Annotated in this window: 22 protein-coding genes; 13 read left to right on the forward strand and 9 right to left on the reverse strand. The window is 44.9% G+C overall.

All coding sequences use genetic code 11. The annotated features are described in order from the left end of the window. The first annotated feature begins 67 nt into the window (after positions 1–67). Positions 68–730 (forward strand): type 1 glutamine amidotransferase domain-containing protein, encoded by a 663-nt coding sequence (locus ACFQ2J_RS12530; protein ID WP_386060852.1) that lies wholly within the window; start codon positions 68–70, stop codon positions 728–730. Positions 731–777: 47 nt separating this feature from the next. On the opposite strand, the gene ACFQ2J_RS12535 is transcribed toward ACFQ2J_RS12530, so the two are convergent. Next, positions 778–2,133, reverse strand: coding sequence for a YjiH family protein (locus ACFQ2J_RS12535; protein WP_386060855.1), 1,356 nt, complete (start codon positions 2,131–2,133; stop codon positions 778–780). Between the two features lie 244 nt (positions 2,134–2,377). Between ACFQ2J_RS12535 and ACFQ2J_RS12540 the strand changes: the two genes are divergently transcribed. Further along, a complete protein-coding gene (locus tag ACFQ2J_RS12540; protein ID WP_386062493.1) occupies positions 2,378–3,349 on the forward strand; it encodes a YbgA family protein in 972 nt (323 codons plus the stop codon). 1 nt (position 3,350) lies between these two features. Here the strand turns inward: ACFQ2J_RS12540 and ACFQ2J_RS12545 are convergent, their stop codons facing one another. After that, positions 3,351–4,217, reverse strand: a complete 867-nt coding sequence (locus tag ACFQ2J_RS12545; RefSeq protein WP_386060858.1) for a fructosamine kinase family protein — start codon at positions 4,215–4,217, stop codon at positions 3,351–3,353. Positions 4,218–4,228: 11 nt separating this feature from the next. Then, a complete protein-coding gene (locus tag ACFQ2J_RS12550; RefSeq protein ID WP_386060861.1) occupies positions 4,229–4,984 on the reverse strand; it encodes an AraC family transcriptional regulator in 756 nt (251 codons plus the stop codon). 124 nt (positions 4,985–5,108) lie between these two features. Between ACFQ2J_RS12550 and ACFQ2J_RS12555 the strand changes: the two genes are divergently transcribed. From ACFQ2J_RS12555 to ACFQ2J_RS12570, 4 genes are all read left to right on the forward strand, one after another. Beyond that, positions 5,109–6,392: an extracellular solute-binding protein gene (locus tag ACFQ2J_RS12555; protein ID WP_386060863.1), complete on the forward strand. Its 1,284-nt coding sequence runs from the start codon at positions 5,109–5,111 to the stop codon at positions 6,390–6,392. A gap of 115 nt (positions 6,393–6,507) precedes the next feature. After that, positions 6,508–7,722: a carbohydrate ABC transporter permease gene (locus tag ACFQ2J_RS12560; protein ID WP_386060866.1), complete on the forward strand. Its 1,215-nt coding sequence runs from the start codon at positions 6,508–6,510 to the stop codon at positions 7,720–7,722. Between the two features lie 14 nt (positions 7,723–7,736). Beyond that, positions 7,737–8,582: a carbohydrate ABC transporter permease gene (locus ACFQ2J_RS12565; RefSeq protein ID WP_386060868.1), complete on the forward strand. Its 846-nt coding sequence runs from the start codon at positions 7,737–7,739 to the stop codon at positions 8,580–8,582. 21 nt (positions 8,583–8,603) lie between these two features. Further along, a complete protein-coding gene (locus tag ACFQ2J_RS12570) occupies positions 8,604–10,889 on the forward strand; it encodes a glycoside hydrolase family 65 protein (RefSeq protein ID WP_386060870.1) in 2,286 nt (761 codons plus the stop codon). A 51-nt stretch (positions 10,890–10,940) separates the two neighbouring features. Here ACFQ2J_RS12570 and ACFQ2J_RS12575 read toward each other — a convergent pair whose 3' ends face one another. Together ACFQ2J_RS12575 and ACFQ2J_RS12580 are read right to left on the reverse strand one after the other, a co-directional pair. Continuing rightward, entirely contained in the window at positions 10,941–11,837 is an 897-nt protein-coding gene (locus ACFQ2J_RS12575) for a GNAT family N-acetyltransferase (RefSeq protein WP_386060873.1), read from the reverse strand. A 94-nt stretch (positions 11,838–11,931) separates the two neighbouring features. After that, complete coding sequence (locus ACFQ2J_RS12580; RefSeq protein WP_386060876.1) at positions 11,932–14,049, reverse strand: choice-of-anchor J domain-containing protein; 2,118 nt, start codon at positions 14,047–14,049, stop codon at positions 11,932–11,934. Between the two features lie 255 nt (positions 14,050–14,304). On the opposite strand from ACFQ2J_RS12580, the gene ACFQ2J_RS12585 reads away from it, so the two are divergent. The 3 genes from ACFQ2J_RS12585 to ACFQ2J_RS12595 all read left to right on the forward strand — a co-directional run bounded on the left by ACFQ2J_RS12585 (position 14,305) and on the right by ACFQ2J_RS12595 (position 16,562). Next, positions 14,305–15,960: an ABC1 kinase family protein gene (locus ACFQ2J_RS12585; RefSeq protein WP_386060879.1), complete on the forward strand. Its 1,656-nt coding sequence runs from the start codon at positions 14,305–14,307 to the stop codon at positions 15,958–15,960. Then, positions 15,960–16,271 carry a phasin family protein gene (locus ACFQ2J_RS12590; protein WP_386060882.1) on the forward strand — a complete coding sequence of 104 codons (312 nt, stop codon included), beginning with the start codon at positions 15,960–15,962 and terminating at the stop codon, positions 16,269–16,271. Before ACFQ2J_RS12585 ends, ACFQ2J_RS12590 begins: the two co-directional genes overlap by 1 nt. A 114-nt stretch (positions 16,272–16,385) precedes the next feature. Beyond that, positions 16,386–16,562, forward strand: coding sequence for a hypothetical protein (locus tag ACFQ2J_RS12595; protein ID WP_386060885.1), 177 nt, complete (start codon positions 16,386–16,388; stop codon positions 16,560–16,562). 39 nt (positions 16,563–16,601) lie between these two features. Here ACFQ2J_RS12595 and ACFQ2J_RS12600 read toward each other — a convergent pair whose 3' ends face one another. Next, on the reverse strand, positions 16,602–17,456 hold the full coding sequence (locus ACFQ2J_RS12600) for an STAS domain-containing protein (RefSeq protein ID WP_386060888.1): 855 nt from the start codon (positions 17,454–17,456) through the stop codon (positions 16,602–16,604). 212 nt (positions 17,457–17,668) lie between these two features. On the opposite strand from ACFQ2J_RS12600, the gene ACFQ2J_RS12605 reads away from it, so the two are divergent. Further along, on the forward strand, positions 17,669–18,547 hold the full coding sequence (locus ACFQ2J_RS12605) for a MurR/RpiR family transcriptional regulator (RefSeq protein ID WP_386060890.1): 879 nt from the start codon (positions 17,669–17,671) through the stop codon (positions 18,545–18,547). Positions 18,548–18,590: 43 nt separating this feature from the next. On the opposite strand, the gene ACFQ2J_RS12610 is transcribed toward ACFQ2J_RS12605, so the two are convergent. After that, entirely contained in the window at positions 18,591–19,898 is a 1,308-nt protein-coding gene (locus tag ACFQ2J_RS12610; RefSeq protein WP_386060893.1) for a (Fe-S)-binding protein, read from the reverse strand. Next, the gene (gene glcD, locus ACFQ2J_RS12615; RefSeq protein WP_386060895.1) at positions 19,895–21,301 is read right to left on the reverse strand and encodes a glycolate oxidase subunit GlcD; all 1,407 of its coding nucleotides are present in this window, start codon (positions 21,299–21,301) and stop codon (positions 19,895–19,897) included. The genes ACFQ2J_RS12610 and glcD overlap by 4 nt, the downstream gene beginning before the upstream one ends. Before the next feature lie 129 nt (positions 21,302–21,430). Here glcD and nagA point away from each other — a divergent pair, with 129 nt between their 5' ends. Next, on the forward strand, positions 21,431–22,558 hold the full coding sequence (gene nagA / locus ACFQ2J_RS12620) for an N-acetylglucosamine-6-phosphate deacetylase (protein ID WP_386060898.1): 1,128 nt from the start codon (positions 21,431–21,433) through the stop codon (positions 22,556–22,558). After that, the gene (gene nagB / locus ACFQ2J_RS12625; RefSeq protein WP_386060901.1) at positions 22,555–23,286 is read left to right on the forward strand and encodes a glucosamine-6-phosphate deaminase; all 732 of its coding nucleotides are present in this window, start codon (positions 22,555–22,557) and stop codon (positions 23,284–23,286) included. Before nagA ends, nagB begins: the two co-directional genes overlap by 4 nt. Positions 23,287–23,421: 135 nt before the next feature. Here the strand turns inward: nagB and ACFQ2J_RS12630 are convergent, their stop codons facing one another. Further along, positions 23,422–25,125, reverse strand: a complete 1,704-nt coding sequence (locus ACFQ2J_RS12630; RefSeq protein WP_386060904.1) for a methyl-accepting chemotaxis protein — start codon at positions 25,123–25,125, stop codon at positions 23,422–23,424. Positions 25,126–25,381: 256 nt separating this feature from the next. Here ACFQ2J_RS12630 and ACFQ2J_RS12635 point away from each other — a divergent pair, with 256 nt between their 5' ends. Next, positions 25,382–26,080 carry a LiaF domain-containing protein gene (locus tag ACFQ2J_RS12635; protein ID WP_386060907.1) on the forward strand — a complete coding sequence of 233 codons (699 nt, stop codon included), beginning with the start codon at positions 25,382–25,384 and terminating at the stop codon, positions 26,078–26,080. The last annotated feature ends 17 nt before the right edge of the window (positions 26,081–26,097 follow it).

Raw genomic sequence — 26,097 nt, forward strand, 5'->3', positions numbered from 1 at the left:
TCGTTTTAAAATACCAATAATGTGAAATAGTAACAAGAGAGCATTTTTGATAAAAGGAGGAAATACAATGTCTGAGAAAATCCTTATGATTGTTACGAATACATCCACGACGGAAAATGGCCTTGAAACTGGTTTATGGTTATCCGAATTCGTAGAGCCACTGATGGAATTCACACAGGCGGGATATGTCGTCCACACCGCAAGTATCAATGGAGGAAAGATCCACATCGACCCGAACAGCTACTCCAATGAGCTGCCAAAGGAATGGGAAGGAGTAATGGACCCATTGGATTCAACGGACAAGCTTAGTGATCTGAATCCGGAAGATTATGTAGGTGTGTTCCTACCTGGTGGGCATGGAACGATGTTCGACCTTCCAGGAAACGAAACGGTACAGAACACATTGCGTCATTTCGTGGATAGCGGCAAGCTTGTTGGAGCAGTCTGCCACGGGCCAGCAGGTTTTGTAGGTGTGAAGGACAAGAATGGGGAGCCGATTGTAAAAGGCAAGACGATCACCGGCTTCACTGACTCTGAGGAGAAAGATACAGGACTAGATGACAAGATGCCTTTCCTATTAGAATCCCAGCTGCGTCAGGAAGGTGCCGAATTCGTAGTGAAGGACGACTATGAAGATCACGTCGAAGTAGACGGGAACTTCGTCACTGGACAGAACCCACAGTCAAGCTTAAGTGCAGGAAAAGCCTTTGTGAAAGCATTGAAAAAATAACACACCAAAAAACGCAGGGAATGCTTTTCCCTGCGTTTCGTGTGTCATTAAAAGATGATGTGTGCGACTAACGTGATGACTGGTAATGTGATGAGTGTCCGTTCAAGGAAAATGATGAACAGCTCTTTCAAACTTACAGGTACTTTTGATGCAAGCAGTAAGCCACCAACCTCTGACATATAAATCAGCTGGGTTACAGAAAGGGAGGCAATAATGAACCGTGTCATTTCACTTTCGATTGAAGCTCCGATGATCGCTGGAAGGAACATATCAGCAAAACCTACAAGAATGGTCTCCGATGCTTCTGCCGCATATGGAATCTGCATCAGTTCAAGCAACGGTATGAAAGGGTAGCCGAGCCAAGTAAAGAATGGCGTGGATTCAGCAATCACAAGTGCAATCGTACCAAGAGCCATTACAATCGGTGCTACTCCCATCCACATGTCGAGGATATTTTTCCCGCCATCCTTGAAGAATTTACTTACACTGGATTCCTTGCTTCCTCTTGCTACCGCCTGCTGATACCCGAAGGTGAAAGCGTTATGGTGCGATGGAATCTCTTCGTCCGTTTTTGCTGGTTCTTCCGTGACATAGGTATCTTTCTTTCTTGATAGTGGCGGAATGCGTGGCATGATCAATGCTGCAACAAATCCGGCTAATGCGACGGTCAGATAGAAAGGCACGAATAGACGGCTTAGGCCGACCTGGTCGATGACGACCAAACAGAACGTGATGGAAACGACCGAGAAAGTCGTCCCGATGACAGCGGCTTCCCGCTTCGTATAGTAGCCTTCCTCGTACTGTTTACTTGTGAGTAAAACTCCGATCGTTCCATCACCAAGCCATGAGGCAAGGGAATCGATTGAGGAACGCCCAGGTAAAGTGAAGAGTGGTCGCATGATTCTTGTCAGCAATACGCCGAACAACTCGAGTAATCCATAGTTAAGCAATAATGGTAAGAACAGTCCTGCAAATAGAAAGATGGCGAACAGTGTATGGAGCAGGTCACCAAGGAGCAGGTTTCCGGTTGCATCAGATGTGATGGCTTCAGGCCCGATCTGATAATAGGTCATGATGGCAAAAATCATACCAAGTACGCGTGCCACCACCCAAATTGGAGACACTAAAAATAAGGATTGAAAGAAAGGATAGCGGTTTAAAAGGGCAGGCTTTGCCACTTTCGCTACAAGAGTCGCCAGAGCAGTGATTGTTATGATGAGCATCATGATGAAAGATAGCTGGTCTGCCAGCAGATCCTTCAACCGGTTGGCCATGATGGCGACAGGGATGGTCCACGCTTCTTCTTTAGAATCATATACGGGAACCATGAATAAAAATATTCCCAATAAAGAGGGAAGAATGAATTTTAAATGACTGATAATCGAAAATTTCTCTCTTTTCATGTATGTTCAACTCCTGATGACTATTAAATAAATATACAACAAAATTCATTTTAATACAGACTTACTCAAATTCCAAGCTTTTTTTCATTACGTGATGTGTCAGATCGTGTTTACCCTATTTCGACAAAAGGAATGCATTAAATAATATTAGACATAAAAGCCTTCATTATAGGATTAGCTTTTAAAGGTGTACATACGCATATCAATGGACAAGAAAAAATTAAAAAGGAAGGGTCAGATGATAATGGATCACTTTCCAAGACCACGAGTAGTAGTAAGCAAATGCTTAGGGTTCGATCAAGTCAGGTACAATGGGGAAACGATTCCGGATAAAGTCGTGAAACGTCTGGAGCCATATGTGGAATTCATCCCTGTGTGTCCCGAAGTGGAGATCGGGCTGGGCATCCCAAGGGACGTCATTCGGATTGTGAAGGATCAGGAAGTGTATCAACTTGTCCAGCCTAAGACTGGGAAAGACCTTACAGAAAGCATGCGGACATTTTCCGAGCAATTCATGCAAGCACTCCCGGCGGTTGACGGCTTTCTCTTGAAAAATCGTTCTCCGACATGCGGGGTCAATGATGCTAAGGTGTATGCAGATGTGGAAAATTCCCCGGTCATCGAGAAAACAGATGGACTATTTACACAGGCAGTACGTGAATATTTCGGAGGTGTAGCCATCGAAGAAGAGGGAAGGTTGAAGAACTTCACCTTACGCGAACATTTCCTCACGAAATTATTCACACTGGCATGGTTCCGCCAAGTGAAAGAAGAAGGGACGATGAAACTGCTTGTAGCATTTCATTCAAAAAATAAATACCTGTTTATGGCTTACAATCAGACGCTTCTTACGGAAATGGGGAGGTTGGTTGCGAATCCACCTGAAATGACGAAAGAAGAGATTATGGATGCATATGAAGCGAAGCTGCAGGAAATGTTGGATAAGCCTGCTGGAGCGGGAAGGCATATCAACGTATGCCAGCATATTTTTGGCTATTTCAAAAATGGATTGAACAGTCAGGAAAAGCAATATTTCCTGCATGAACTCGATCAATATGAAAAAGAAAAAATCCCCTTAAGCGCAGTGCTGGGGATTTTAAAAGCATGGGCAGTAAGGTTCGAAGAGAAGTATTTGCTGCAACAATCTTATTTTGAACCTTATCCGATCGATTTAGTTGAAATTTCCGACTCAGGTAAAGGGAGAGCATATTCCTGATTCAGGCATACCGATCAAGAATACGATCGACAGATGAGCCATATGTCTCCCCGAAGATATTCAGATGTACGAGTAAATAAAAGAGCTGATAAAGTTCTTTCCGGTCTTCATACTCGGGGTCCAAAGGATACGTCGCTTGATAGGCATCGTAAAATGAAGCAGGAAATCCTCCGAACAGATCAGTAAAAGCCAGTTCAAAGCCATGGTCTCCATATAGGACCGATGGATCAATGACATAAGGGGTTCCGTCCTCTCCAGCCATCCAGTTCCCTCCCCATAAATCTCCATGCAGGAGGGAAGCATTCGGTTTTGGTGGCAGCCAGCGATCAAACTGCTGAATAACTGCTTCAAGCTTGGTCTGGCGGGTGGCACCCATATGTCCTTTTTCCTTCGCGAGCTTCATTTGCGGAAGGATCCTTTGATCACGGTAATAATCAATCCAGTTATCCATAAGCTGATTATGCTGATCCAACGTTCCAATGAAGGTGCGCTTGTGATAACCGAACTTCTCATTTGACTGTGCATGCATCTGCGCTAATCGTTCTCCAAGAAGAGCGGCTGTATCGGGAGTGGTCTCACCCTCGATCCATTCCATGACCATCATCCCTGTTTCTCCATTTGCAGGATGATCATACCTATAAACTTCAGGTACATGAAGGCTTTCTGTATTTCGGATTGCCTCAAGCCCTGTTGCTTCGACTTCGAAAAAATGCGAAGGCACATCCTTGTTGGCTTTGACGAAATACTGCTGTGCTTCAGTTTCTACATAATAGGCTTGGTTGATATCGCCACCATTGATTGGTCGTATAGCAACAATAGATGATGCATCTCCTAAGTTCCGTAGTCGTTGCTGGATCAACGCATTCATACCTGAACCTCCTAAACTTCTGCTTTTACCATTGTCGTATGCTGTTCCCTGTATTGTTTCGGAGTAATCCCTACATGCTTTTTGAATACCGCCGTATAGTAGCTCTGGTTGCAGAACTTGAATAAGGCAGCAATATCTGAAATCGATGTCGACGTATGAAGAAGGAAGTATTTCGATTCTTCCACCCGTTTTTCATTAACGAAATGGATGATCGACTTGCCGGTTTCCTTCTTGAAAAGGTGAGACAGGTAGCTTGGACTGACAAAGCACTCTTTGGCGATGACCTCCAGCTTCAGATCGTCAAGGATATGGTCATGAATATAGCTGACTGCTTTGTTCGTGACTGGACTGTAAGGGTTGCTTTCCGCATCGTCGACCAGTTGGATGAAATGTTCCAGCATCGTAAATTCCAACTGGCTCAATTCTTCGATGCTGATCAAGCGCTCGATCTCAAGGATATATGTATCACTTAGATTAAAGGCAGTTTCCGGATCGACCCCACCTCGAATCGCAGCCCGCGTGAAAAGTGTGCAGGAGCAGATGAGTGAATTCTTCAGGGAACGAAGAGGGGTGGTCGCCAGAGGAGGCTTCTGGTCTTTATTGATACTTTTCAGAATGGCACTGGCTTCCTGCCTGTTTTTATTGATGATCGCTTCCATGATCTGCTGCTCCAATAAATACGAAGGATGGAGATAGTGGTTTTTTTTATTATTCATCCGGATTTTCATAAAGTGCGTGATCATATTGGATTCGATAGATTTTGTCATGATGTTCACCTCTTAAATGCTTAAATATTTAATAGATATATAAAGATTTTAGTATAATTGTAAGCGATTACATTATAAAATGAAACCCATAGATAGAAAAATATTATTAAGGAGGAACATAACTATGAAAAAATGGTTATCACTATTTCTTATTACATCAGCGCTGCTTCTATTAGTCGTTGGATGTAGTGGAAACGACTCCGATAGTAGTGGAGACGATACGAATAATGACAGTGAACAGACAGATGGGGAAGATGCTGCTTCCGGGGAGAAGACAGTCATCAACTTCGCTGCACAAAATGATAATACACCTGCAACACAAGCAGTCATCGATGCATTCAACGAAAGCCAGGATCAATATGAAGTGAAATGGGAGCAGATGACGAATGACTCCGGTCAGATGCACGACCAGCTCCTGACTACGCTATCCAGTGGCTCAAGCAAATATGATGTCATTTCTCTTGATGTTGTATGGGCAGGAGAATTCGCTGGCGGTGGCTATATCGAACCGATCGATGTAATGATGAGTGAAGACGAAATCAGCATGGATGATTATAATGCTGGCTCCATGACATCCGGTAATTTCAATGGGAAGCAATATACACTTCCGTTCTTCCCTGACCTTGGGCTTCTTTATTTCCGTAATGATATTGTATCTGAGGAAGATCAGGCTACATTGGTTTCAGGCGACTATACTTATGAAGACTTGCTGGCTATGTCTGAAAAATATGCCGGCGAAGGTGACACACAGACAGGAATCGCTTATCAGTCCAAGCAATATGAAGGTCTGACAGTTAATGCAACAGAATTCACGAACCAGTTCCAGGATACAGAGAAAGGCTTGGAGATGATGTACAACTTTACATCTTCAGATGCTGTTCCTGACGATATCCTGAATTACACAGAAGGTGAAACACATACAGCATTTGAAAATGGCAATGCCGTATTTGCCCGTAACTGGCCGTACATGTTCGGACGGTTGAAAAACCCTGAGGAGAGCGGTGCTACTGTAACTGCGGATCAGGTCGGAGTTGCGCCACTTCCGAACGGTGGAGCAGTAGGTGGATGGTTGCTCAGTATTTCTGCAACTTCTGAGAACAAGGAAGGCGCATGGGAATTCGTCAAATTCCTTTCTGGTGAAGAAGGTCAGAAGATCATGGCAACAGAAGGTGGCTACCTTCCTGGTTACCAGCCATTACTTGATAACGAAGAAGTAAAGGAATCCAATGAACTTCTTGCATACGAAGGTTTCCAGAACGCATTGAAGGAAACAATCGCTCGTCCAGTATCTCCTGAGTATTCGAAAGCATCCAACGAAATCCAAATCGCAGTTCATAAATACTTGAGCTCTGGCGAAGGATTGGATGAAGCCGTTGAGAAAGTGAATGCTGCAGTAGGAGAACAGTAAGCTTCGATAATAGTCTATCAAATTCACAGGTCATGCTTACTACACGTCAGCATGACCTGTGCCTTTTTAAGGAATGGAACCACTTTTACTCTTTTAGAATAGGAGGAAATGCACCATGAAGAAAATGGGCTTTCGTGGGTCATTATTCATCATACCGATCTTGATATTGATCGCTGTCTTCTCGTTGTGGCCTGTCCTGCAATCATTCACTTATACATTTTTCGATTACCAGCTGAACGATCGCTCGAAAGCGGGACTTTATCTAAACGAGCGTTTCAATGTGGATCTATATACGGAATCATCCACTTACATCGACCTCTTTTTAGATCGTGATGCAGAAAACATTACGGAACAAGAGGATCAGCAAAAGGTGGAACAGCTGAAGAGTGAGCTTGATGAGCTGGATACTGCATTTGAAGGGGAATCCGGTGTCATCGAAATCGATGATGAGACGACAGATGATATCAATAGCGTATATAAACAGGCGGATCAATTGGTAGCCTCGCTCAATGACAAATACGAATTACAGAATGCAGAGAGTCTGCCGCAAATCGTCAATGACATCGACCGTAGTCTGATCGAATCCAATTTTGTCGGACTAGATAACTATAAGAAGGTATTCTCTGATTCTTTCATCGGAGTAGCTTTGAAAAATACATTGATTTTTACCTTTGTTTCGGTAGCGATCGAGCTTGTCCTTGGTCTTGGGATGGCGATGATCATGAACAAGGCGATGCGAGGGCAGGGGTTCATCCGTACCTCATCACTGATTCCATGGGCAATCCCGACTGCAGTGGCAGCTTTAATGTGGAGTTACCTTTATGATGGCAGTGCAGGTGTCGTTGCAGAACTATTTGCAAACATAGGACTGATCGACAGGCCCACAGATCTGCTACAGACCGGTGCGGGAGCAATGACGGCAGCGACCTTAGCTGACGTTTGGAAGACGACGCCGTATATGGCGCTGTTACTGCTTGCAGGATTGCAGACGATTCCGAAATCCTTGTATGAAGCAGGTTCGATTGATGGGGCATCAAAAGTGCAACAGTTTTTCCAGATCACCTTGCCGTTATTGAAGCCGGCAATGCTTGTGGCACTGTTGTTCCGTACATTGGATGCATTCCGCGTGTTCGACCTGATCTACGTATTGACTGGTGGGGGGCCTGGTGGATCGACGGAAACGCTGTCCATCTATTCCTACAAAGTCATGTTCAGTCAGACGAATTTCGGTTACGGCTCTGTCATCGTCATGGTCATGTTCGTCTGTGTGGCGATCATTGCTACGATTTATGTGAAAATACTTGGCGCTAACGTCATGGAAAAAAGCTGAAGGAGGTCAATACTATGGCAAAACAGACACATCCCAATACAGCAAAGAGCAAATGGCTGTTCTGGGTCATCCTTGCATTTTATCTTGTAGTCGTCGTGTTTCCGTTTTTCTGGGTGTTGATCACCTCCTTCAAAAGTACGGGGGAGATCTTCGGGAATAACCCGTTCAACATCATTCCAGAGAACCCGACCATCGGGCATTACGCAGATGTTATCCTCGAAAAAGGAATTTTCGGGGCGATATGGAACAGCCTTGTCGTTTCAGGAGTTACAACAATCTACATCGTATTTGTTGCGACACTGGCGGCCTATGCGATTTCAAGGTTTGAGTTTTTCGGTAAGAATCTACTGCTTGGTATCGTGTTGGCAGTTTCGATGTTTCCACAGATGATCGTAATTGGCCCGATTTATAACTTGTTTGTCGACTTAGGATGGACGAACAGCTACTGGATCACGCTTCCTTATTCTTCAATCACACTTCCGATGGCTGTATGGATTCTGGTTACGCATTTCAATCAGATTCCGATGGCTTTGGAGGAATCTGCGAAGATGGACGGAGCGAACCGGTTCCAGACGTTGTTCAGAATCGTGTTTCCACTGGCGGCACCTGGGGTATTTACTACGGCAATCATCGTGTTCATTACCGCCTGGAACGAATTTGTGCTGGCGATCACGATCAACTCGGATGCAGCTTGGCACACCGTGCCTGTTGCGATTTCGTTCCTGCGTACCCAATTCGAAATCCTTTGGGGACAGGTGGCTGCAGCTACTGTGTTAGTGACGATTCCGACGCTGCTGATCGTACTGTTCTTCCAGAGACAGATTGTGTCCGGTCTGACAAGTGGCGGTGTAAAGGAATAATTGGAGAAGGGAGATAGGCAGATGACTTGGCAAATGACAACAAATGAGATGAATAGAGAGAATCTGCTCACTGAAGAAAGCCTATTCTTTCTTGGAAATGGATATATAGGTGTAAGAGGTAACTTTGAAGAAACGTATGGAAAAGCTTCAACATCCATTCGCGGAACTTATATCAATGCGTTTCATGATGTCATTGATATTTCTTATGGAGAAAAGCTGTTCGCTTTTCCGGACACCCAGCAAAAAATGCTGAACGTCCTCGATGGACAAACGATCCACATATCGATTGGTGGGGAGCACTTCTCGATGGATGAAGGAGAAGTGCTGGACTTCCAACGGGAATTGAAGCTCGATGAAGGAATTTCTGTGCGGAATATCCACTGGAGATCCCCTTCCGGAAAAGAAGTGAAGCTTACGTTCAAGAGACTTGTATCGTTTGTTCATCGGGAATTGTTCATGATTCAAGTGGGGATAACGCCATTGAATTTTGAAGATACGATTACCGTCCTTTCTTCGCTTGAAGGGGACGTGCAGAACTACGTTAATCCTGACGATCCGCGTGTGGCAGCGGGCCACGCGAAGCGGCTTCATGTACAGGAAAGCAAGGTTGAAGGAAAGACGGGATATATTCGAAGCCGTGCACAAACTTCTGAATTGGATGCCGCCTGTCTGACGTATCACAGAGGAATGGAAGATGCGCGTGTAACTGTGACGGAGGAAAGCGGACAGCGTGTTCACTTCCAGTTTGAAGTAGAAGGTAAAAACGATAAGACGTTGCAGTTCACGAAGTATAACTTATATGGAGATAGCATGAGGCAGCCAGAAGGCATAGAATCCCACCTCCGGAGCGTCAAAGAAGAATTGGATGGCTTGAGTGATGGAGAACTGTTTGCAGAACAGAAGAAATACATGAACGATTTCTGGAAACATAGTGATGTCAGGATTGAAGGGGAAGAGGAGCTGCAGGAAGGGATTCGCTTCAATCTTTTCCACCTGTTGCAGTCTGTCGGTAGAGATCGTTTCAGCAATATTTCTGCAAAAGGACTGTCTGGTGAAGGCTATGAAGGGCACTACTTCTGGGATACTGAAATTTATATGTTCCCTGTCTTCCTGATGACTGCGCCGGAACTAGCGAAGCAATTGCTCATCTACCGCCATTCAATTTTGGATGGAGCCCGAAAAAGGGCAATGGAGATGGGGCATAGGCAAGGAGCATTATTCCCATGGCGAACAATCAACGGCGATGAATGTTCCGCATTTTTCCCAGCGGGAACAGCTCAATATCACATCAGCGGGGACATTGCCTACAGTTACCTGCAGTATTATCATGCGACGAACGATGTTGCATTCATGAAGAACTATGGGGTTGAAGTGCTGATTGAAACAGCCCGTCTATGGATTGACATGGGTCATTACAGGAAAGACGGCACGTTTGCTATCGATGACGTCACTGGACCTGATGAATACACGTGTATCGTCAACAACAACTACTTCACCAATGCAATGGCTAAGAACAATCTTGAAGGTGCTGTGCAGATGTATCGTGAGATGAACGAACTTCACCCCAAAGAAACTGCTGCACTGATGGAGTCATTGGAAGTCAGTGATAATGAATTGAGCAGTTTTGAAAAGGCAGCAGAGGCGATGTATCTTCCATATGATGAGGAGCTTAACATCAATCCTCAGGATGATACGTTCCTGAATAAAGCGGTTTGGGATTTCGAAAATACGCCGAAAGAGAACTACCCGCTCTTGCTGCACTATCATCCGCTGACATTGTATCGTTATCAAGTGTGCAAGCAGGCAGATACGGTCTTGTCCCACTTTTTACTGGAAGATTATCAAAGAGAAGATACGATCCGTAATTCCTATCACTATTATGAAGGGATTACGACTCATGATTCATCCTTGTCCACCTGTGTATTCAGCATGATGGCGGCGAGGCTTGGCGAGCTCGACAAAGCCTATGATTACTTCAAACAGACCGCTCGTCTTGATTTGGAAAATACAAAAGGGAATACGAAGGATGGACTCCACATGGCCAACATGGGAGGGACCTGGATGGCAATCGTGTACGGCTTTGCCGGTTTACGCATCAAACAAGACGGCCTCCATCTCACCCCGAAACTGCCGAAGCAATGGGATTCCTATACGTTCCATATCCACAACCAAGGACACCCGATTAAGGTGGCAGTCACTAAAGGGAAAGTGAAGCTCACATTGCTTGAAGGAGAAGAAACAAACCTTCATGTGAACGGGGAAAAGATTACGTTGCATGCAAATGAACAAACAACTATAAAACTTTAACAGATGAAATATGAAAAAAGTGCACTGCTTATTGGCAGTGCACTTTACTTTTTAATGGAATGGATTTTGCAGGATCGGTTCCTGGAACAGCTTTTCGTAAGCGTAGATCGTATTCAGTTCTCTGAAATCGAACTGGTGATACAATTTCTCTGCACCTTCATTAGTCGTACGAACCGAAATCGTAACCGCATCCAGCTCTTCTACCATGAACGCGTGCTGGAGCGCATGGTCGATCAACGTGGATCCGATTTTTTGGTTCCTGACCTCAGTGTCGACATTGATGAAACAGATTTCACCCTCACGCCCGGGAAGAACCGTTTCAAAATATAGATAGCCGACGAGCTTGCCGTCATGCTGGTACGCCCACAGCTTGTTACCAGGCTGATGTGCATTTGTCATCATTTCTTTCGTTGTATAGTAGGCTGCATTAGGATGCAGTGCATCGATAGCTTCACGATCTTCTTCTGTTACATCCACAACTTTTGCAGCATCCAATCCTTTAGGTGAATAGCTGCTTGTATCAAGGAATAAGGTCTTCTCGATGTTGTATAGGTGGAACTGATGGCGTTCGCAGAATTCCACAAGTTCGGTGTTCGCGCGAAAACTGGCTACTTTTACCGCATCAAAATGGACCTGTACAGTTAAAGAGGCCTTCTCCCATAACCCTTCCATTACTTCCTTAGGGTTTTCGCTTGCAAATGGACCAAGCAATCGGCATAATTTCTGATCGAAAAACGGCAACAGACCTAAGAAGCCAATGATTCGATCGTCGTCCCATGCGATATAGGCAAGTGGGTCTTTGAACTGGGTAAGCGTCCAAATCTGTTCGTAGATCGTGTTCTCGTCGGAGGCAAGCCAAGCGACGAAGTGCTCATCTTTTTCGTTCATATTATGTAGCCATTCTGATACGGCCGTTAAGTCTTTCACTTCCAACTCTTTCAATTGCATGTTCTCCACCACCTGCGCTTTCATTTCTTTAAGAATGCCATATAAACAGAAAAAAACCAACCAGGAAGGTGCCTGGCTGGTTTCGTATCGTACATTATTTCTTTTTCTTAGGTCCTTTTTCTTTGAAGTCAATATCATATTCAAAAGGAACCGGGTTCAAGCTGTCCTGTGGTGCAGCATAGTACGTATTCATATACGTTTTACCGCTCTTGAACAACTGTTTCAGCTGTAGCGCATCTTCTTCAGTAACGTTGAATGGATCGACGTGAAGGACACGGTGCTTACCATTTTTCTTCTCATTGATGAACGTTACGCCATACTCGACATAGTTTTCAAGTAGTTCATCTTTAGATTGGAAAGCATCCATGCTGGATCCGTCATAAGAAAGACCGATTTCCGGTACTTCGATATTATCGACGAACCATCCAGTGTCATTGTATCCCCAGTCTGTCAAGTAGCGGAAGGAGATATGGACTTCCTGTCCAGCATACGCTGAAAGGTCGAATGTTTCCTGCTGCCAGTCTTCATAATGACCAGTGAATCCAGGAACGTTGTCCTTGATTTTAGGGTAACCTTCTTCGACTACGTCAGAACGAGTGTTTTCATTCTCAAGAGAGTTCCAAGTCATACCGTTGTCTGTTGATACTTGAACAACTCCATAATCCCAAGACTCTTCAATATCGATGTAGTTATCGAATTTCAATGTAGCTGCATCTACATTAGTTAGGTCCGCCTTGAAAATCATGTTGTTATCCAGTTCATCACCTTCGCTTCCCCAGTAAACCTGGTTATCGGAACCTAATGGATCCTGAACAGTTTCCCAAGGAACAGGCTGGAAGTCTATTCCGTTAAAGTTGAAGTCTTTGATTTTAGCATTCTTTTCGAAATCGAATACTTTGAAGTCTGTACCCCAAGCAGGTACACCATCTTTTTCGTATTCTTTCGCTTTTTCAAAATCTACTGTTTTACCACGTGGTTCGCCATCGCCATCTGGGTCGAAGTCACGAAGGTCAGCGTTCTGGAATCCATAGATTCCACCTTTGAACTTATCGTCATCAATTGCCAGAGCAGTAGAGAAGTCGCGATATACTTCATTGAACGACTTGTCGATGCCAAAGTGGTCATAAGCATCCTCAAAGCTTTCAATGCTGTTCAATTCACTTTTAGCTACGTAGCGGATCAGTTCCTGACCGAACTGCTCATAGTTATAAAGCGTGAATAGCTGAACTAGGCCGTAGTCAGCAATTGTCTCTGGACCTGTCTCAGCAGATTGATGTTCATCCCAGTTTGTAAGGGAATTCTCTGGGTGATCAAGCAGGAAGCTGATAGACCCTTCGTCAATGCCGTATCCACCAAGATACTCAGAGAAGGTGGACATTCCTTCATTCAACCAGGAAGTTTCATCTCCATCATTGTCCGCATGGATCAAGTGTTGCAATTCATGCATTGTAGTGGAGTAGAACGTAGATTCCAATCGAGTTTCCCAATCAGCAGAGTCGATTGTTACAATATTTCTATCCATGTAATTTTCTAGAGTCTGCCAGAAGAAACCAGCAACAAAGAATGGGTAGGTTGGATCTGCATAGTTCTCATCCTGAACGTTATCAATTAACAGGATGACATTGTCGCCTTCACCACTGTAATAACCCTCAGGTACAATGCCAAGGTCTTCTAGTTGTGCATTGCTGCCGTCCAGGCTATCCGGGCTACCGAAAAATTCGGTAGTTTTATCGTAAATGTTGTTATCGAATTCAGCTGCTAATTTGTCAGCTTGTTCTTTCGTTACTACATGAGGATCGCGGGGATCTCCTTCTGGGAAGGAAAGGTCGTTAGCAACCCAAACTTCCGCATGCTCTCCTAAGCTTTGAAGAGTGAATTCCTTGAATGCAAGATCACGCGTCAAGAATTGTTTTGTTTCTCCTTCAGCAGCGGATGTTTCACTGTTGGAGCCTGCTTCATTACTAGAAGAAGCTTCTTCACCAAAACTTACACCACTTGAATTCTCCTTAATCTCTTCTTTTGCTTTTCTCTGAAACTCTGGATCCTTCGATTGATGATCTAAGTATGGGTCAATCGAGAGCGTGTCACCATAACGCTCTATGTCAAAATTCTGGTACTTGCTGCTTGCATCTACTGAACTAGTAGCTGCTGGCGCAAAAAGTGAAACTGTAAGTGCAGCTGTGGAAAGCAATGCTGTAAATTTCTTATTCACTTTGAAAGACCTCCTAAATAAGTATTGTTTTTCCAGTACGGTTTCTATTATCCTAAAGATTCTGACATTTTTGAATGGTAGATTATGAGGAAATTTGGCATTTTAATTAGTAGAATAGTCCTTTTATGACTGATTCTTTTGAAATATGTCTAATTATCCACCTGTACTTGTCGACGGTGATTTTCCCTTTAAAACGATGATTGACCGGTTTGAAAAAGGGTAAAGATAACGTAGAAAGATAAAGGGGGGATGACGATGCGGAATCGGCTGAAATACATATCCATCTACAGGATCAGTGTGATTGTCTGGATGTCTGCGAAGTTCCTGTGGCAGATCTTTTGGTTCCAGCGTTTCCATCCGATTTGGGATGAAGAAACGAAGAGGAAGTGGAATCGTCTATTAGCCAGACAGGCAAAAGAATACAGAATTACCTCGATCCGCCTTGGTGGGATGCTGATCAAGTTCGGGCAGTTTCTCAGTTCGCGGGCGGATTTGCTGCCGGATATTTTCATCAAGGAGCTGGAGGGGCTTGTGGATCGAGTGAAGCCGACTCCATTCGAAAATTCCAAGCAGACGATTGAAAAGGACTGGGGTGCAGATCTTGAGGAGTACCTTGAATCGATCGATGAAAAAGCCGTCGCCTCTGCATCAATCGGTGAAGTGTACAAAGCCCGCCTGAAAGACGGAACGACAATTGCATTGAAAGTACAACGGTATCGGGTGAAGGATATCTTCCATATGGATTTCAAGGCGTTGCGTATTGTCTTCTGGATGCTGGATAAATTCACACCATATGGAAAGAAGGCTGATTTACCTGCGCTCTATCGTGAATTGGTAACCGTAATGAGTAATGAACTGGATTTCAGGAAGGAACTTGAAAACGGAAACTACTTCAAGCGGAGGTTTCAGCACATCCCTAATGTCTATATTCCGGAATACTTTGATGAATTGAGCACCGAGCGAGTGCTGGCGATGGAATGGATTGAAGGGGTAAAGGTTACGGATATCGAGTTCATGAAGGAACATGGCATCGACCGGGAAGCGGTAGCCAGGACTTTATTCGATTTATGTGTCGAACAATTCCTCAACAATGGGACGTTCCACTCGGATCCGCATCCAGGTAATCTGATGCTGAAGCAGGATGGCACACTTGTTGTCATTGACTTTGGCATGGTTGGGGACATCCATAAACAGGATGCAGGTTATATCAGGCAAATGATTCAAGGGTTTATTCTTGATGATTATGACCGCGTGATCGATGCCCTTCAGAAAATGAACTTTCTTCTGGAGAATGCGGATACCAATAAAGTGAAAAAACTGATGCGGGAAACGACTGTGATGTATCTGGATGGAGAGTTCGAGAAACTGGATGCTGCGATGATGCAGCAGATCATGAAGGATATTCAGGAGTTCGTCAATGAACAGCCGATCCAACTGCCGGCAGACTATGCATTCCTTGGAAGAGCGACATCGATCATTGTCGGTGTACTGACAGCTGTCTATCCGCAAATCGACTTGATTGACTGGGGAAAGCCGGTCATCAAAAAATGGATGACTGGAGAAGACTCACGCTTTTCTATTTATAAAGAAGTTGCATCTGACGCTGCACGCCCATTGTTATCCCTGCCGAGAGCGCTGGTAAACTACCTGGAATCTGGAGAGCGTGACCGGGAGTGGGAAGCTGAAAAACAACAGCAGACGATGTTCCACCACTACTACCTGTTCTATGCATTGCTTTCATTCATATTTTTAATGGTGGGAATCGCTCTCGGAACATATGGCCAATTAGCAGCCGTCCAATTTTTGTTGATTGTTGGTTATATAGCTGCGGGTGTTGGATTTATTTTACTGATTATTTTTGCTTTCAAGCACATGTCTATGATCAAATCATTGAATAGGAGGATGAAGTGATGAGTGATCTTTTAAAACGAGGGTTCTATTTAGGCTTAGGAGCGGCACTGAGTGGTAAAGAACGTTTGGAGAAAGTGTTAGATGAACTGGTACAAAAAGGGGATGTAAGTCCTTCGCAGGCAAGAGAAATGTTCCAGGAGTTCGTAGCTAAAGGGGAACAGAAAGATAAGGAATGGACGGAACAAGGGAAAGCTAAGATGCAGGCGAGAATCAAGGACTTAGGATTCGTAACGAAAGAAGAATATGAACTTTTGGAAGCAAGAGTGAAGCGTTTGGAAAAACTTCACGATGACGAATCTCCCCAATTGTAAAACTGTCATTATGAAGCAAGTGGACAAATATCCACTTGCTTTTATATTTTTCAAAGTGCATAATCGGATTTTTTGAATTATCCTAGATATATTGATTTAAAAGGGGGACATGAGATGGAGAAAAGTAAGCACTTATATAAAGAAGGAAACTACCGCTTCTGGCTCAATACAGAAACAGGGGCGCTTCAGCTTAAGCTGGATGGGGAAAAGGAATTGTATAACATCTCCAAGAAAACGAAGCTCTATGAACGTCTGATGAATGATTTATTTGAACCGTCAGAATCTGAATAAAAAAAGGGGGAATCAGCAAATCTGATTCCCGCTTTTGTATCACTTTAATAAAGGTTTCTCAAGCAGCTCGATTGCCTGCTTCAATGATGATCTCGTGATGACTTTTTTCTTGGAAGTCGATAATCCTAGTTTTGCAGCTTCCATAGTCAAGTCCGGACGCATTCCTGAAAGGATGGGTGTAATCCCGAGCAGTTCAAGCGAATCGATCAATCGATACAGGTGTCCCATAAAGCTGTTATTCACGTCATATACACCTGAGAGGTCGATGATCAACAAGTCAAGGTTGAGTGCACTTGCTTCTTTCAATGTTTCGTCCATGATGACATCTGCACGTTTCTGATCAATGTCGCCGATGATCGGAAGGATAGCTGTATCGTCTTTGATAGGGACGATTGGTGTAGACAGTTTCAAGTATTTCTCTTCATATTCTTTAAGTATGCGATCTTCTTCCTGTGCGAAGCTCAAGCTGAACCCGTAGATGATATGGTTGAAGATGTCATCGATACGTGTGATCACTTCAACGATCTGCTTGAATTCGTAATTAGTTCCGCGTGATTTTTCTTCAATGTACATCCACAAGACTTCTTTGTAGATGCTGATATTGGAAAGTGCTTCTGTCAGGTCACCGCCTTGCGCAACGGAATGCTTCCCGATCTGTTCGCCCCATTCTTGCGCTACCTCGTTCGACTTCTCGATATATAGCATCGTTTTGGCAATCGTTTCAAACAGCTCGCGAACAATGAACCTGCTCTGTTCCAGTTGCTCATCTGTCAAAGCTTCCAGTTCTTCCTTATAGCGATCTTCAGAAAGCTTGAAGATTCGATCTGTTAGTTCATCTACATCCTCTGCTAGGCATTTCTGGAAGAATACGAAGTACTCCAGTTGAACCATCATCTTCATCCCTTTTCTAGTAAGCTAACCCTATTATATAGAGTCTTACAAAAGAAGTAAATAACATAAGGGTGGGGGTATAACGTCCTAACTGTGAAATATTTTTTCAAATATTGCTGAAATCAATTGAAATGAAAAGGGTATGATTTATACTGAATGTAACGATAACTAATACCAACCACGTAATCGTGTGCATCGTATTGGAGGCGAAAGTTTTGGGAAGAACACGTGCAGGAATTTTTATGATCGAAGAAATGAAACAGAAATTACCACCTTCAGAGAGGAAAATAGCTGAATACATACTTGAACATCCGGAGCAGGCGATACGGATGACGGCAACTGAATTAGGAAAGGTTAGTCAGACGAGCAGTGCAGCTGTAATCCGGCTATGCAAGTCATTGAATATGAAAGGATTCCAGGATTTGAAGCTTCGTATCGCTGGCGATCTACAGCAGGAAGAAGTGACCGAATTCAGGGATATTGAACCGAATGAACCCTTTCGTACGACAATCGAAAAGGTCACGGCGCATAGTGTCCAGACCATCCGGGAAACATCTGACGTCCTCAGCACGGACGAGTTGTCCAAGGCTGTCGATGCAATCTTGAATTGTGAACGCATCCTGTTCTTCGGAGCAGGGGCTTCGAGCATCACCGCAATGGATGCCCAGCAGAAGTTCCTTCGCATCAATAAATCCGTCAGTTCATTCACGGATATGCACATGGGGGCCACGGTCACTGCAAATCTAAGTGAAAATGATGTAGTCTTCGGCATATCTTTTTCAGGGGAAACTTTCGAAGTGGCGAAGATTCTTGAAATTGCCAATGCGAGGGGAGCGACGACGATCAGTCTGACGAAATACGGAAGCTCACTTGTAGCTGAACAGGCGGATATCCGTTTGTTCACCTCAGCAACCCGTGAAGCCACTTTCCGTAGTGCAGCGACATCGTCGAGGTTGGCCCAGCTGCACGTTATCGATATCCTGTTCATGGGTGTGGCATCCAAATCCTACGAACAAACTGTCGAGTACTTGGATACGACTCGTGAAGCCATCAAGTCTATGAGGAAAACGCCCGCAAAACGTTTGAAAAAATAAAAATATCCGCCCTGGCCATATCGAGGCGCAGGTCGGATATTTTTTATTCGGTAATCGCTTCTAACAACAGGTCTGCTAAATGGACTGCGCGTACTTTGTCAGTCAAACCTTCCCGCTCGATCCCTAGTTTCACTTGAATCAGGCAACCTGGATTGGTCGTCACAATCGTAGCAGCATTTGTTTCTTTTGCTTTTTCCATTTTGTGATCGAGAATCTGCATCGACATTTCCGGCTGTGTCAGATTATAAATACCGGCAGATCCACAACATTGATCCGCATCTTTCATTTCGGTGAATACGATACCGCTAATGTCTTGAATTAGCTGGCGTGGGGGATGGATGGTCCCCATCACATTCCTAAGATGGCAGGAATCCTGATAGGTGATCACTTGATCCTCTAATATCAACTCAACTTCATCGCTGAAACCCGTTTCCACCAGTACTGTACTGAAATCCACAATTTTTTCAGTGAATTTCTTTGCTCTTTCTTTCCAGGCAGGGTCATGCTTCAACAGGTGGTGATAATCATGTAAAAATGCCCCACAGCCTCCAGCATTTGTGATGATATATTCCGCCTCGGTCTTTTCGAAAGCTTCGATATTCCGTTTGGCGAGATCCTTGGCTGCGTCCTTTTCTCCGCTGTGTCCATGCAATGCCCCACAGCACGCCTGTGCATCGGGAACGGTGACGTCACAACCAGCCTTATTCAACAATTGGATGGTGGCCTGATTGGTATCATGGAATAACGTGTCCATCAGGCAGCCTTTGAACATAGCCACAGTGGCTTTCGATTCAGGTAGTGTTGTTTTGAAAGTAGCATCCTGACTTCGTAGGCTCTTCTTCGGTGGTTCAGGAATGACACGCTCCATCTGTTGCATATGCTCCGGGAAGAAGCGGAGAACATTCAATTTCCGTGCAGTCTTCTGCAAGCCGGATCGCTGGTAGAATCCTAGCAGACTAGTAGCTGCGGTCATTTTTTTCTGATCGGTAAAAAGCGTATCCAATGTCACTTTCCGCAGCAGCTTTTCTTTTGCGGAAGGCTGTTTGTGTTCCTGGAAAATCGCTCTCGCTTCTTCCAGCATATGACCATAATTCACGCCAGCCGGACAGGCAGGTTCACACGCTCGGCAACCGAGACATACATTCAATGATTCTTCGACTTCTTCCAGCTCGTCTATTTCTCCATTGCGTGTAGCCATCATCAGTGCGATTCTTCCTCGAGGTGAATGGACTTCGTCTTTTGTTTCAATATAGGTAGGACAGGCTGGCAGACAGAAGCCGCATCGCATGCAATTCAGCAATTCCTCTTCTTCGATGCGATTTTGGAAGTCTTCCTGTATGGAAATGCTCATGTCTGCACCACCACCCGTTTGCGAGTCGATTTAGCGAAAATTTTACCTGGATTCATGATTTGATTAGGATCGAAGGATAATTTCATCGCTTTCATCAATTCAATTCCTTCTTCTCCAACTTTAAGAGCCAGGTAAGGGGATTTCATTTCGCCGACACCGTGTTCACCGGTGATCGTTCCTCCAAGCTCAATCGCTTTTTTGAAAATTGCTTCGAAAGCTTGTTCCACACGTTCCCACTCTTCTTTATTCCTGACATCTGTCGTGCAGGTCGGATGAAGGTTGCCATCACCGGCATGACCGAACGTGGCGATGGTAACATTGAAAGTGGAAGCAATGTCATTGATGGCACGAACCATTGTAGCGATTTCCGAACGAGGTACCGTGGCATCTTCCAGAATCGTAGTAGGGCTCAAGCGGGCAAGTGCCGAGAGAGCTGTACGCCTTGCTTCGCGTAATGCGTGGGCGTCAGCTTCTGTTTCAGCTATTTGCACACGAATCGCCTCATTTTCAGTACAAATCGCCTGAATTTCCTGGATATCTTGGTCAACAACTGATTCAACACCATCCTGCTCGATCAACAAAACTGCTTCTGCATCGACTGGGAGTCCGATTTGTGCGTAGGATTCCACTGCCTGGATGGTCGGGCGGTCGATGAATTCCATTGTCGCCGGGATGATCCGGTTGGCAATGATTGCTGATACGGTCGCAGCTGCTTTTTCCATTGAATCATAGATGGCAAGCATTGTCTTTTTTGTCTCCGGCTGTGGTACCAGTTTCAAGGTGGCTTCCGTAATGATGCCAAGCGTACCTTCTGAACCGACGAACAGCTTGGTCAAGTCATAGCCGGCCACGTCCTTTGCGAGTTTTCCGCCTGTACGGATGATTTTTCCTGTAGGAAGGACGACTTCCAATGCAAGAATATAATCTTTCGTAACACCGTATTTCAATCCTCGCAGACCACCGGAATTTTCATTGATGTTCCCTCCGATGGTAGAAATTTTCATCGAGCTTGGATCGGGAGGGTAGAATAACCCTTGAGACTCTGCCAGATTACAAATGTCCTGCGTAATCACTCCTGGCTGAACGGTCATCGTAAGGTTTTCGTCATCAAATTCCATGATCTTATCCATCCGGTGAAACAAAAGGACAAGCCCACCCTGGGTCGGCGTCGTACCAGCAGCGAGATTCGTACCGGATCCACGTGGCACGATGGGGACGTGATATTCATTGCATAGCTTAACGATTGCTGCAACTTCCTCCGTATTTCGAGGGGCCGCAACTGCATCGGGCAAGGCCTGGAAGTTCGGAGTAGCGTCATAGGAATAGGCGAGTAGCGACGAGGCTTTCGTATGTAAATGCTTTTCCCCGACAACTTCTCTGATTGCATTGATCCATGGGGCCATGTTCGTGCACTCCTTTTTCATTTCGTGTATGTTTCTATTATAATATGAAACTGCTCATGTTAAAATAAAATTACATAAATAAAATAATATTACTGAAATAAAAATTCAAATACTGGTGGTGTATGGTGCATGTTTGCCGTAACGAACGTAACGATCCATCAACCTGATCATACCATTCCGAATGGTACGATTTGGGTGGATAAAGGGAAAATCATTCGAATTGAACATAATACTGTGGAAGATGCGATTGATGGCGGAGGGTTTAACTTAGTGCCAGGTTTCATCGATTCCCATATTCACGGTGCAATGGGAGCGGATGTCATGGATGACATCGAGGCTTTGAAAACGATGGCAGCCTCCCTTCCGGTGGAGGGGACGACTGCTTTTCTTCCTACAACAATTACGAGTCCTGAAACGGACATTGCTTCAGCGCTTGAAAGAATACGTGATTTTAAATTGGAAAAAGCCCCCCATGCGGAAGTGATCGGGGCGCATGTCGAAGGTCCATTCATTGCAAAATCAAAGGCGGGTGCACAACCGGTCGAATGTATACGACGCCCAGAATTAGCTCTTGTGAAAGAGTGGCATAAGAAAGGTGTGCTTCGTGTAATAACAATGGCACCTGAATTGGAGGGTGCCGCAGAAGTCATGGAATGGCTGTCAGAGAAAGGGACGGTGATTTCAGCTGGCCATACAGAGGCGGTCTACGAGGACATCGTTAGTGCCCAGGAGAAGGGGCTTCAGCATTTGACACATCTGTGCAACGCAATGACAGGTGTCCATCACAGGAATGTCGGGGCAGTAGGCGCAGCGATGCTTGCAAAAGAGTTATACAGTGAAATCATTCCCGATCGGATTCATATATCCGATGAAATGTTGCGCATTCTCTATTCGATGATTGGACCAGAGCGATTGATTTTGATAACGGATGCGATGCGGGCGAAGGGATTAGGCGATGGGGCTTACACATTAGGCGGCCAGGAAGTGAACGTTAAAGGCACCCGTGCAACCCTCGCGGATGGCACATTAGCAGGAAGTGTACTCATGATGGACCAAGGTGTCAGAAATATGATTGAAGTATGTGGAGCGGACTGGTATGCGATTATGAAGATGGCTTCAGAGAACCCTGCAAGACGATACGGCATATGGGATCGAAAAGGAAGTATTGAAGTTGGCAAAGATGCAGATTTTCTATTGGTGGATGATCATTTTCATATCCATTCGACCTTCTGCAGAGGGGAGGAAGTTAAGAAATGAAAACGATCATCGTAGAGAACTACCAGAAGCTTAGCGCTTACGCGGCAGAACAGATCATCAAGGAAGTAGATGGAACAGATCATGCCGTGTTGGGACTTGCTACTGGAAGCACACCGGTAGGAACGTATGAGTATTTACGAAATTTTCCGGAAAGATTCAAGGGTGTGACTACCTTCAATCTTGATGAATATATCGGGTTGGATAAAAAGGATACGAACAGCTACTGGACGTTCATGAAGGAGCAGCTGTTCAACCACGTACCTTTTCAGGAAAACAACATCCCTGATGGGAACGCAGACGACTTGAAAGCGGAGTGCCATCGGTATGAAGCGCAGATTCGGAATAGTGGAGGCATCGATCTGCAGATTTTGGGCCTCGGAAACAATGGCCATATCGGATTCAATGAGCCAGACACTTCGTTTGATTCACGCACCCATGTCGTTGATCTTTCGGAAACGACGAGACAGGCAAATGCCCGCTTTTTTCAGTCGATCGATCATGTCCCGACAAAAGCGATTACGATGGGCATCCATACGATCATGGAAAGCAAACGCATCCTGTTGCTTGTGTCCGGGAAAGGGAAGTCGGATGCAGTAGAACGTTTGCTGAATGGAAGGATGACAGAAGATTTTCCAGCGTCGATCCTCCATCATCACCCGGATGTGACGGTTGTGATCGATCAGGAGCGGGTCGCCGGAAAATTTCATATGGCGCCGGAAAAATCGTAGACTCGCCGGAAAACGGATGAAGGTAGCCGGTAAACCGAGAATCTCGCCGGAAAGCAAAAAAAGTCGCCGGAAAGCGCGCCACCGCACAACATAAAAAGAGCTGGCTCATCCATAAAGGAGGAGCCAGCTCTATTCTTATTCATTACTCAATTTAAATTGACGGATCCGTTCACTTAATTGTTTCGACATCGACGAAAGGTCATCTGCATTCGATGTGATCGTTTCCATCGAGCTGTTGGTCTGTTGAGCAGAAGCGGTCGTCTGTTCCACACCTGCAGCTGATTCCTCCGAGATTGATGCAATGCTTTCAATCGAACGGTTCATTTCTGCAGAGCTGTCAGCGATCTCTTCAAGATTGTTAGAAATATGATCGATTGCAGCAACCATTTCATGGATGGAACGATTGATTTCCCGGAACGTTTCACCTGTAGAGTGGATGTGGGCTGCACCTTCCTCAACTTCTTCATAGCCTTGCTCCAACGATTGGGAGACCTCATAGGAGTCTTTCTGGATGGATCCTACCATGGTGGTGATCTCCTCAACTGAGCTTCCCACTTGTTCAGCGAGCTTTCTGACTTCATCCGCTACGACAGCGAAGCCTTTGCCATGTTCACCGGCGCGGGCCGCTTCAATCGCAGCATTCAACGCCAACAGGTTCGTCTGTTCTGCAATATCCTTGATGACATTGACAAGCTTGGAAATTTCCTTGGATTGACGATCCAGGTTCGAAACCTTGCGTACCGCTTCCTGCATGACGGTGTGGATCTGGGTCATCTTCTGTTCCGACGCATCCATCTTCGTCTGACCATCTTTACTCATTGTCTGAACAACACGGGACATTTCTGCCACTCGGTCCCCCTGATCGTCTGCTTGTCCGATTTTACGACCGAAGTCGTCCATCAGCTCAGCAAGGGAAGATGCATCGGATGCCTGCTGTTCAGAAGCGGAAGAGAGTTCTTCCATTGTTGAAGCAACCTGTTCGGAAGCCTCCTGGACTTCCTGGGCGGAGGTCTTCAGTCCTTCACTTCTTTCATCGACAGCGGTAGAAAGGGTGGTGATTTCTGCAATCAATTCTTTCAATCTGGATTTCATCGTCATGATCGATTGTCCTAGCATCCCAATCTCATCCTTGCGATCGATCGCTATATCATCATGATAGAGTTCTCCGTCTGCAATTTGATCAGAAACGGTCACTAACTCATTCAGGCGTTTACGTACAGAGCGGTTGACAATATACATCAGTACCGCACCCAATATAATTGCTGCTCCGACAGATACAAGCAGGATGAGCATCGTCAAGTCGATGCTTGCTTCTGCGTCTTCCTCTGCTTCCGTTTTATGCTGGAGGACAATCCCCTCTAATTCTTCGAGAGAGTCTACTAAATCTTTTCGTAGCCCTTGCGTTCTTAAGCGAAGATCGCTGACCATTGACGTATTGCTTGAATTACCGACAATTTGATCAAGAAAGATCGCATTGATTTCTTTGTCGACCTCAGAGATATGTACCATCAGCTTTTCCAATTCACTATCTTGAAGGCTTTCGCGATAGTTATTTTCAATCGTATTGAATGCCTGCTGGTTCTGCTCGAATTCCTCTACGTAAGATGATCTTGGCTCACGGATGTAATCTGCGATCCGGATATCCTTCGTCCTGGCGATCGAAGCCATTTCTGATACATTCAATGCTGCGTTTCCTCTGTCTGCCAAATTCATGACATCGTTTTTGGCGAGATTCAATTCTACAAACACGATAACAATCGCAATCAGGAAAAATACAATCGTACTTATGTATGCGATACCGTATTTCCAGCCGATCCCGGCATCCTTCCATTTTCTCATGGTGATCCCCCTTCTAGAACTTTCTTATCAAGACTTTCATCATATAAATTCATTTAAGCACATTATTCTCTGAAAATCGACATAATTTCCAAAAGACATGAAAGTTGTGAGGAAGGGAGCAGCTTTTCTGTTTCAAATGTCCTGTATCAGCTTTCACCTCCGACTTGAGACGGAGGTGAAAACATGCTCAAGCCGTTCGTTCCCAGCGTCATTTTTAGCGTATGATTGGATTAAGAAGAAAAGAGGAGTGGAAAATATGAATTTTGAAAACCTTAAGAAACTCTTTCAAAGTTTTGATAGCGGTGCAGACGACGAGAGTAAGGAACATTTCGTAAAGGCATATGAAATGGAGGATGATGCGGAACTGGATTTCCACGGTTCACTTGGTGCTGGATCGTTCAGATTAGCCTCAGTGGAGGATGTGAATTCAATCAATCTGGACATTGCCTATAACGGCCAGGAACCTAGCTGTAGCTTCGACAATTCCAAAAGTCCGAATGTACTCAAGGTGAGTCAGAGTTCCCAAAAAGGAACGAGTTGGAAAGGCGTCAAACAAAAGTGGAACATCACACTTCCGGAAAAGTATCCGACTTCGTTGAAAGTGGATCTTGGTGCAGGGAATTACGATATGAATCTGAGTGGAATGAAATTGAATAAGGTCGATTTGAATGCAGGTGTCGGTGATTGTAGACTCGACTTGTCGAATGCTGTGATTGAAAAGATTATTCCAGTAGACATCGATGGGGGTGTAGGGAGTATGAGGGTTCACATTTCCAAACATACTCCAGCTAAAATCAAGCTGTCCAAAGGGATCGGCTCATTCTCTGCTCAAGGGTTGATCCTGAGTGGAACGAAAGACTACTACACCGAAGCGTACAAAGAAGGGGAGCCATATTTGAATTTGCGGATCAATATCGGCGTAGGAAAAGTGGAAATCCTATCGGAAAACGACTAATTCGAAAAGGCAGCTAC

Source organism: Thalassobacillus hwangdonensis, from assembly GCF_042675915.1.
Lineage (GTDB): Bacteria > Bacillota > Bacilli > Bacillales > Halobacillaceae > Thalassobacillus_A > Thalassobacillus_A hwangdonensis.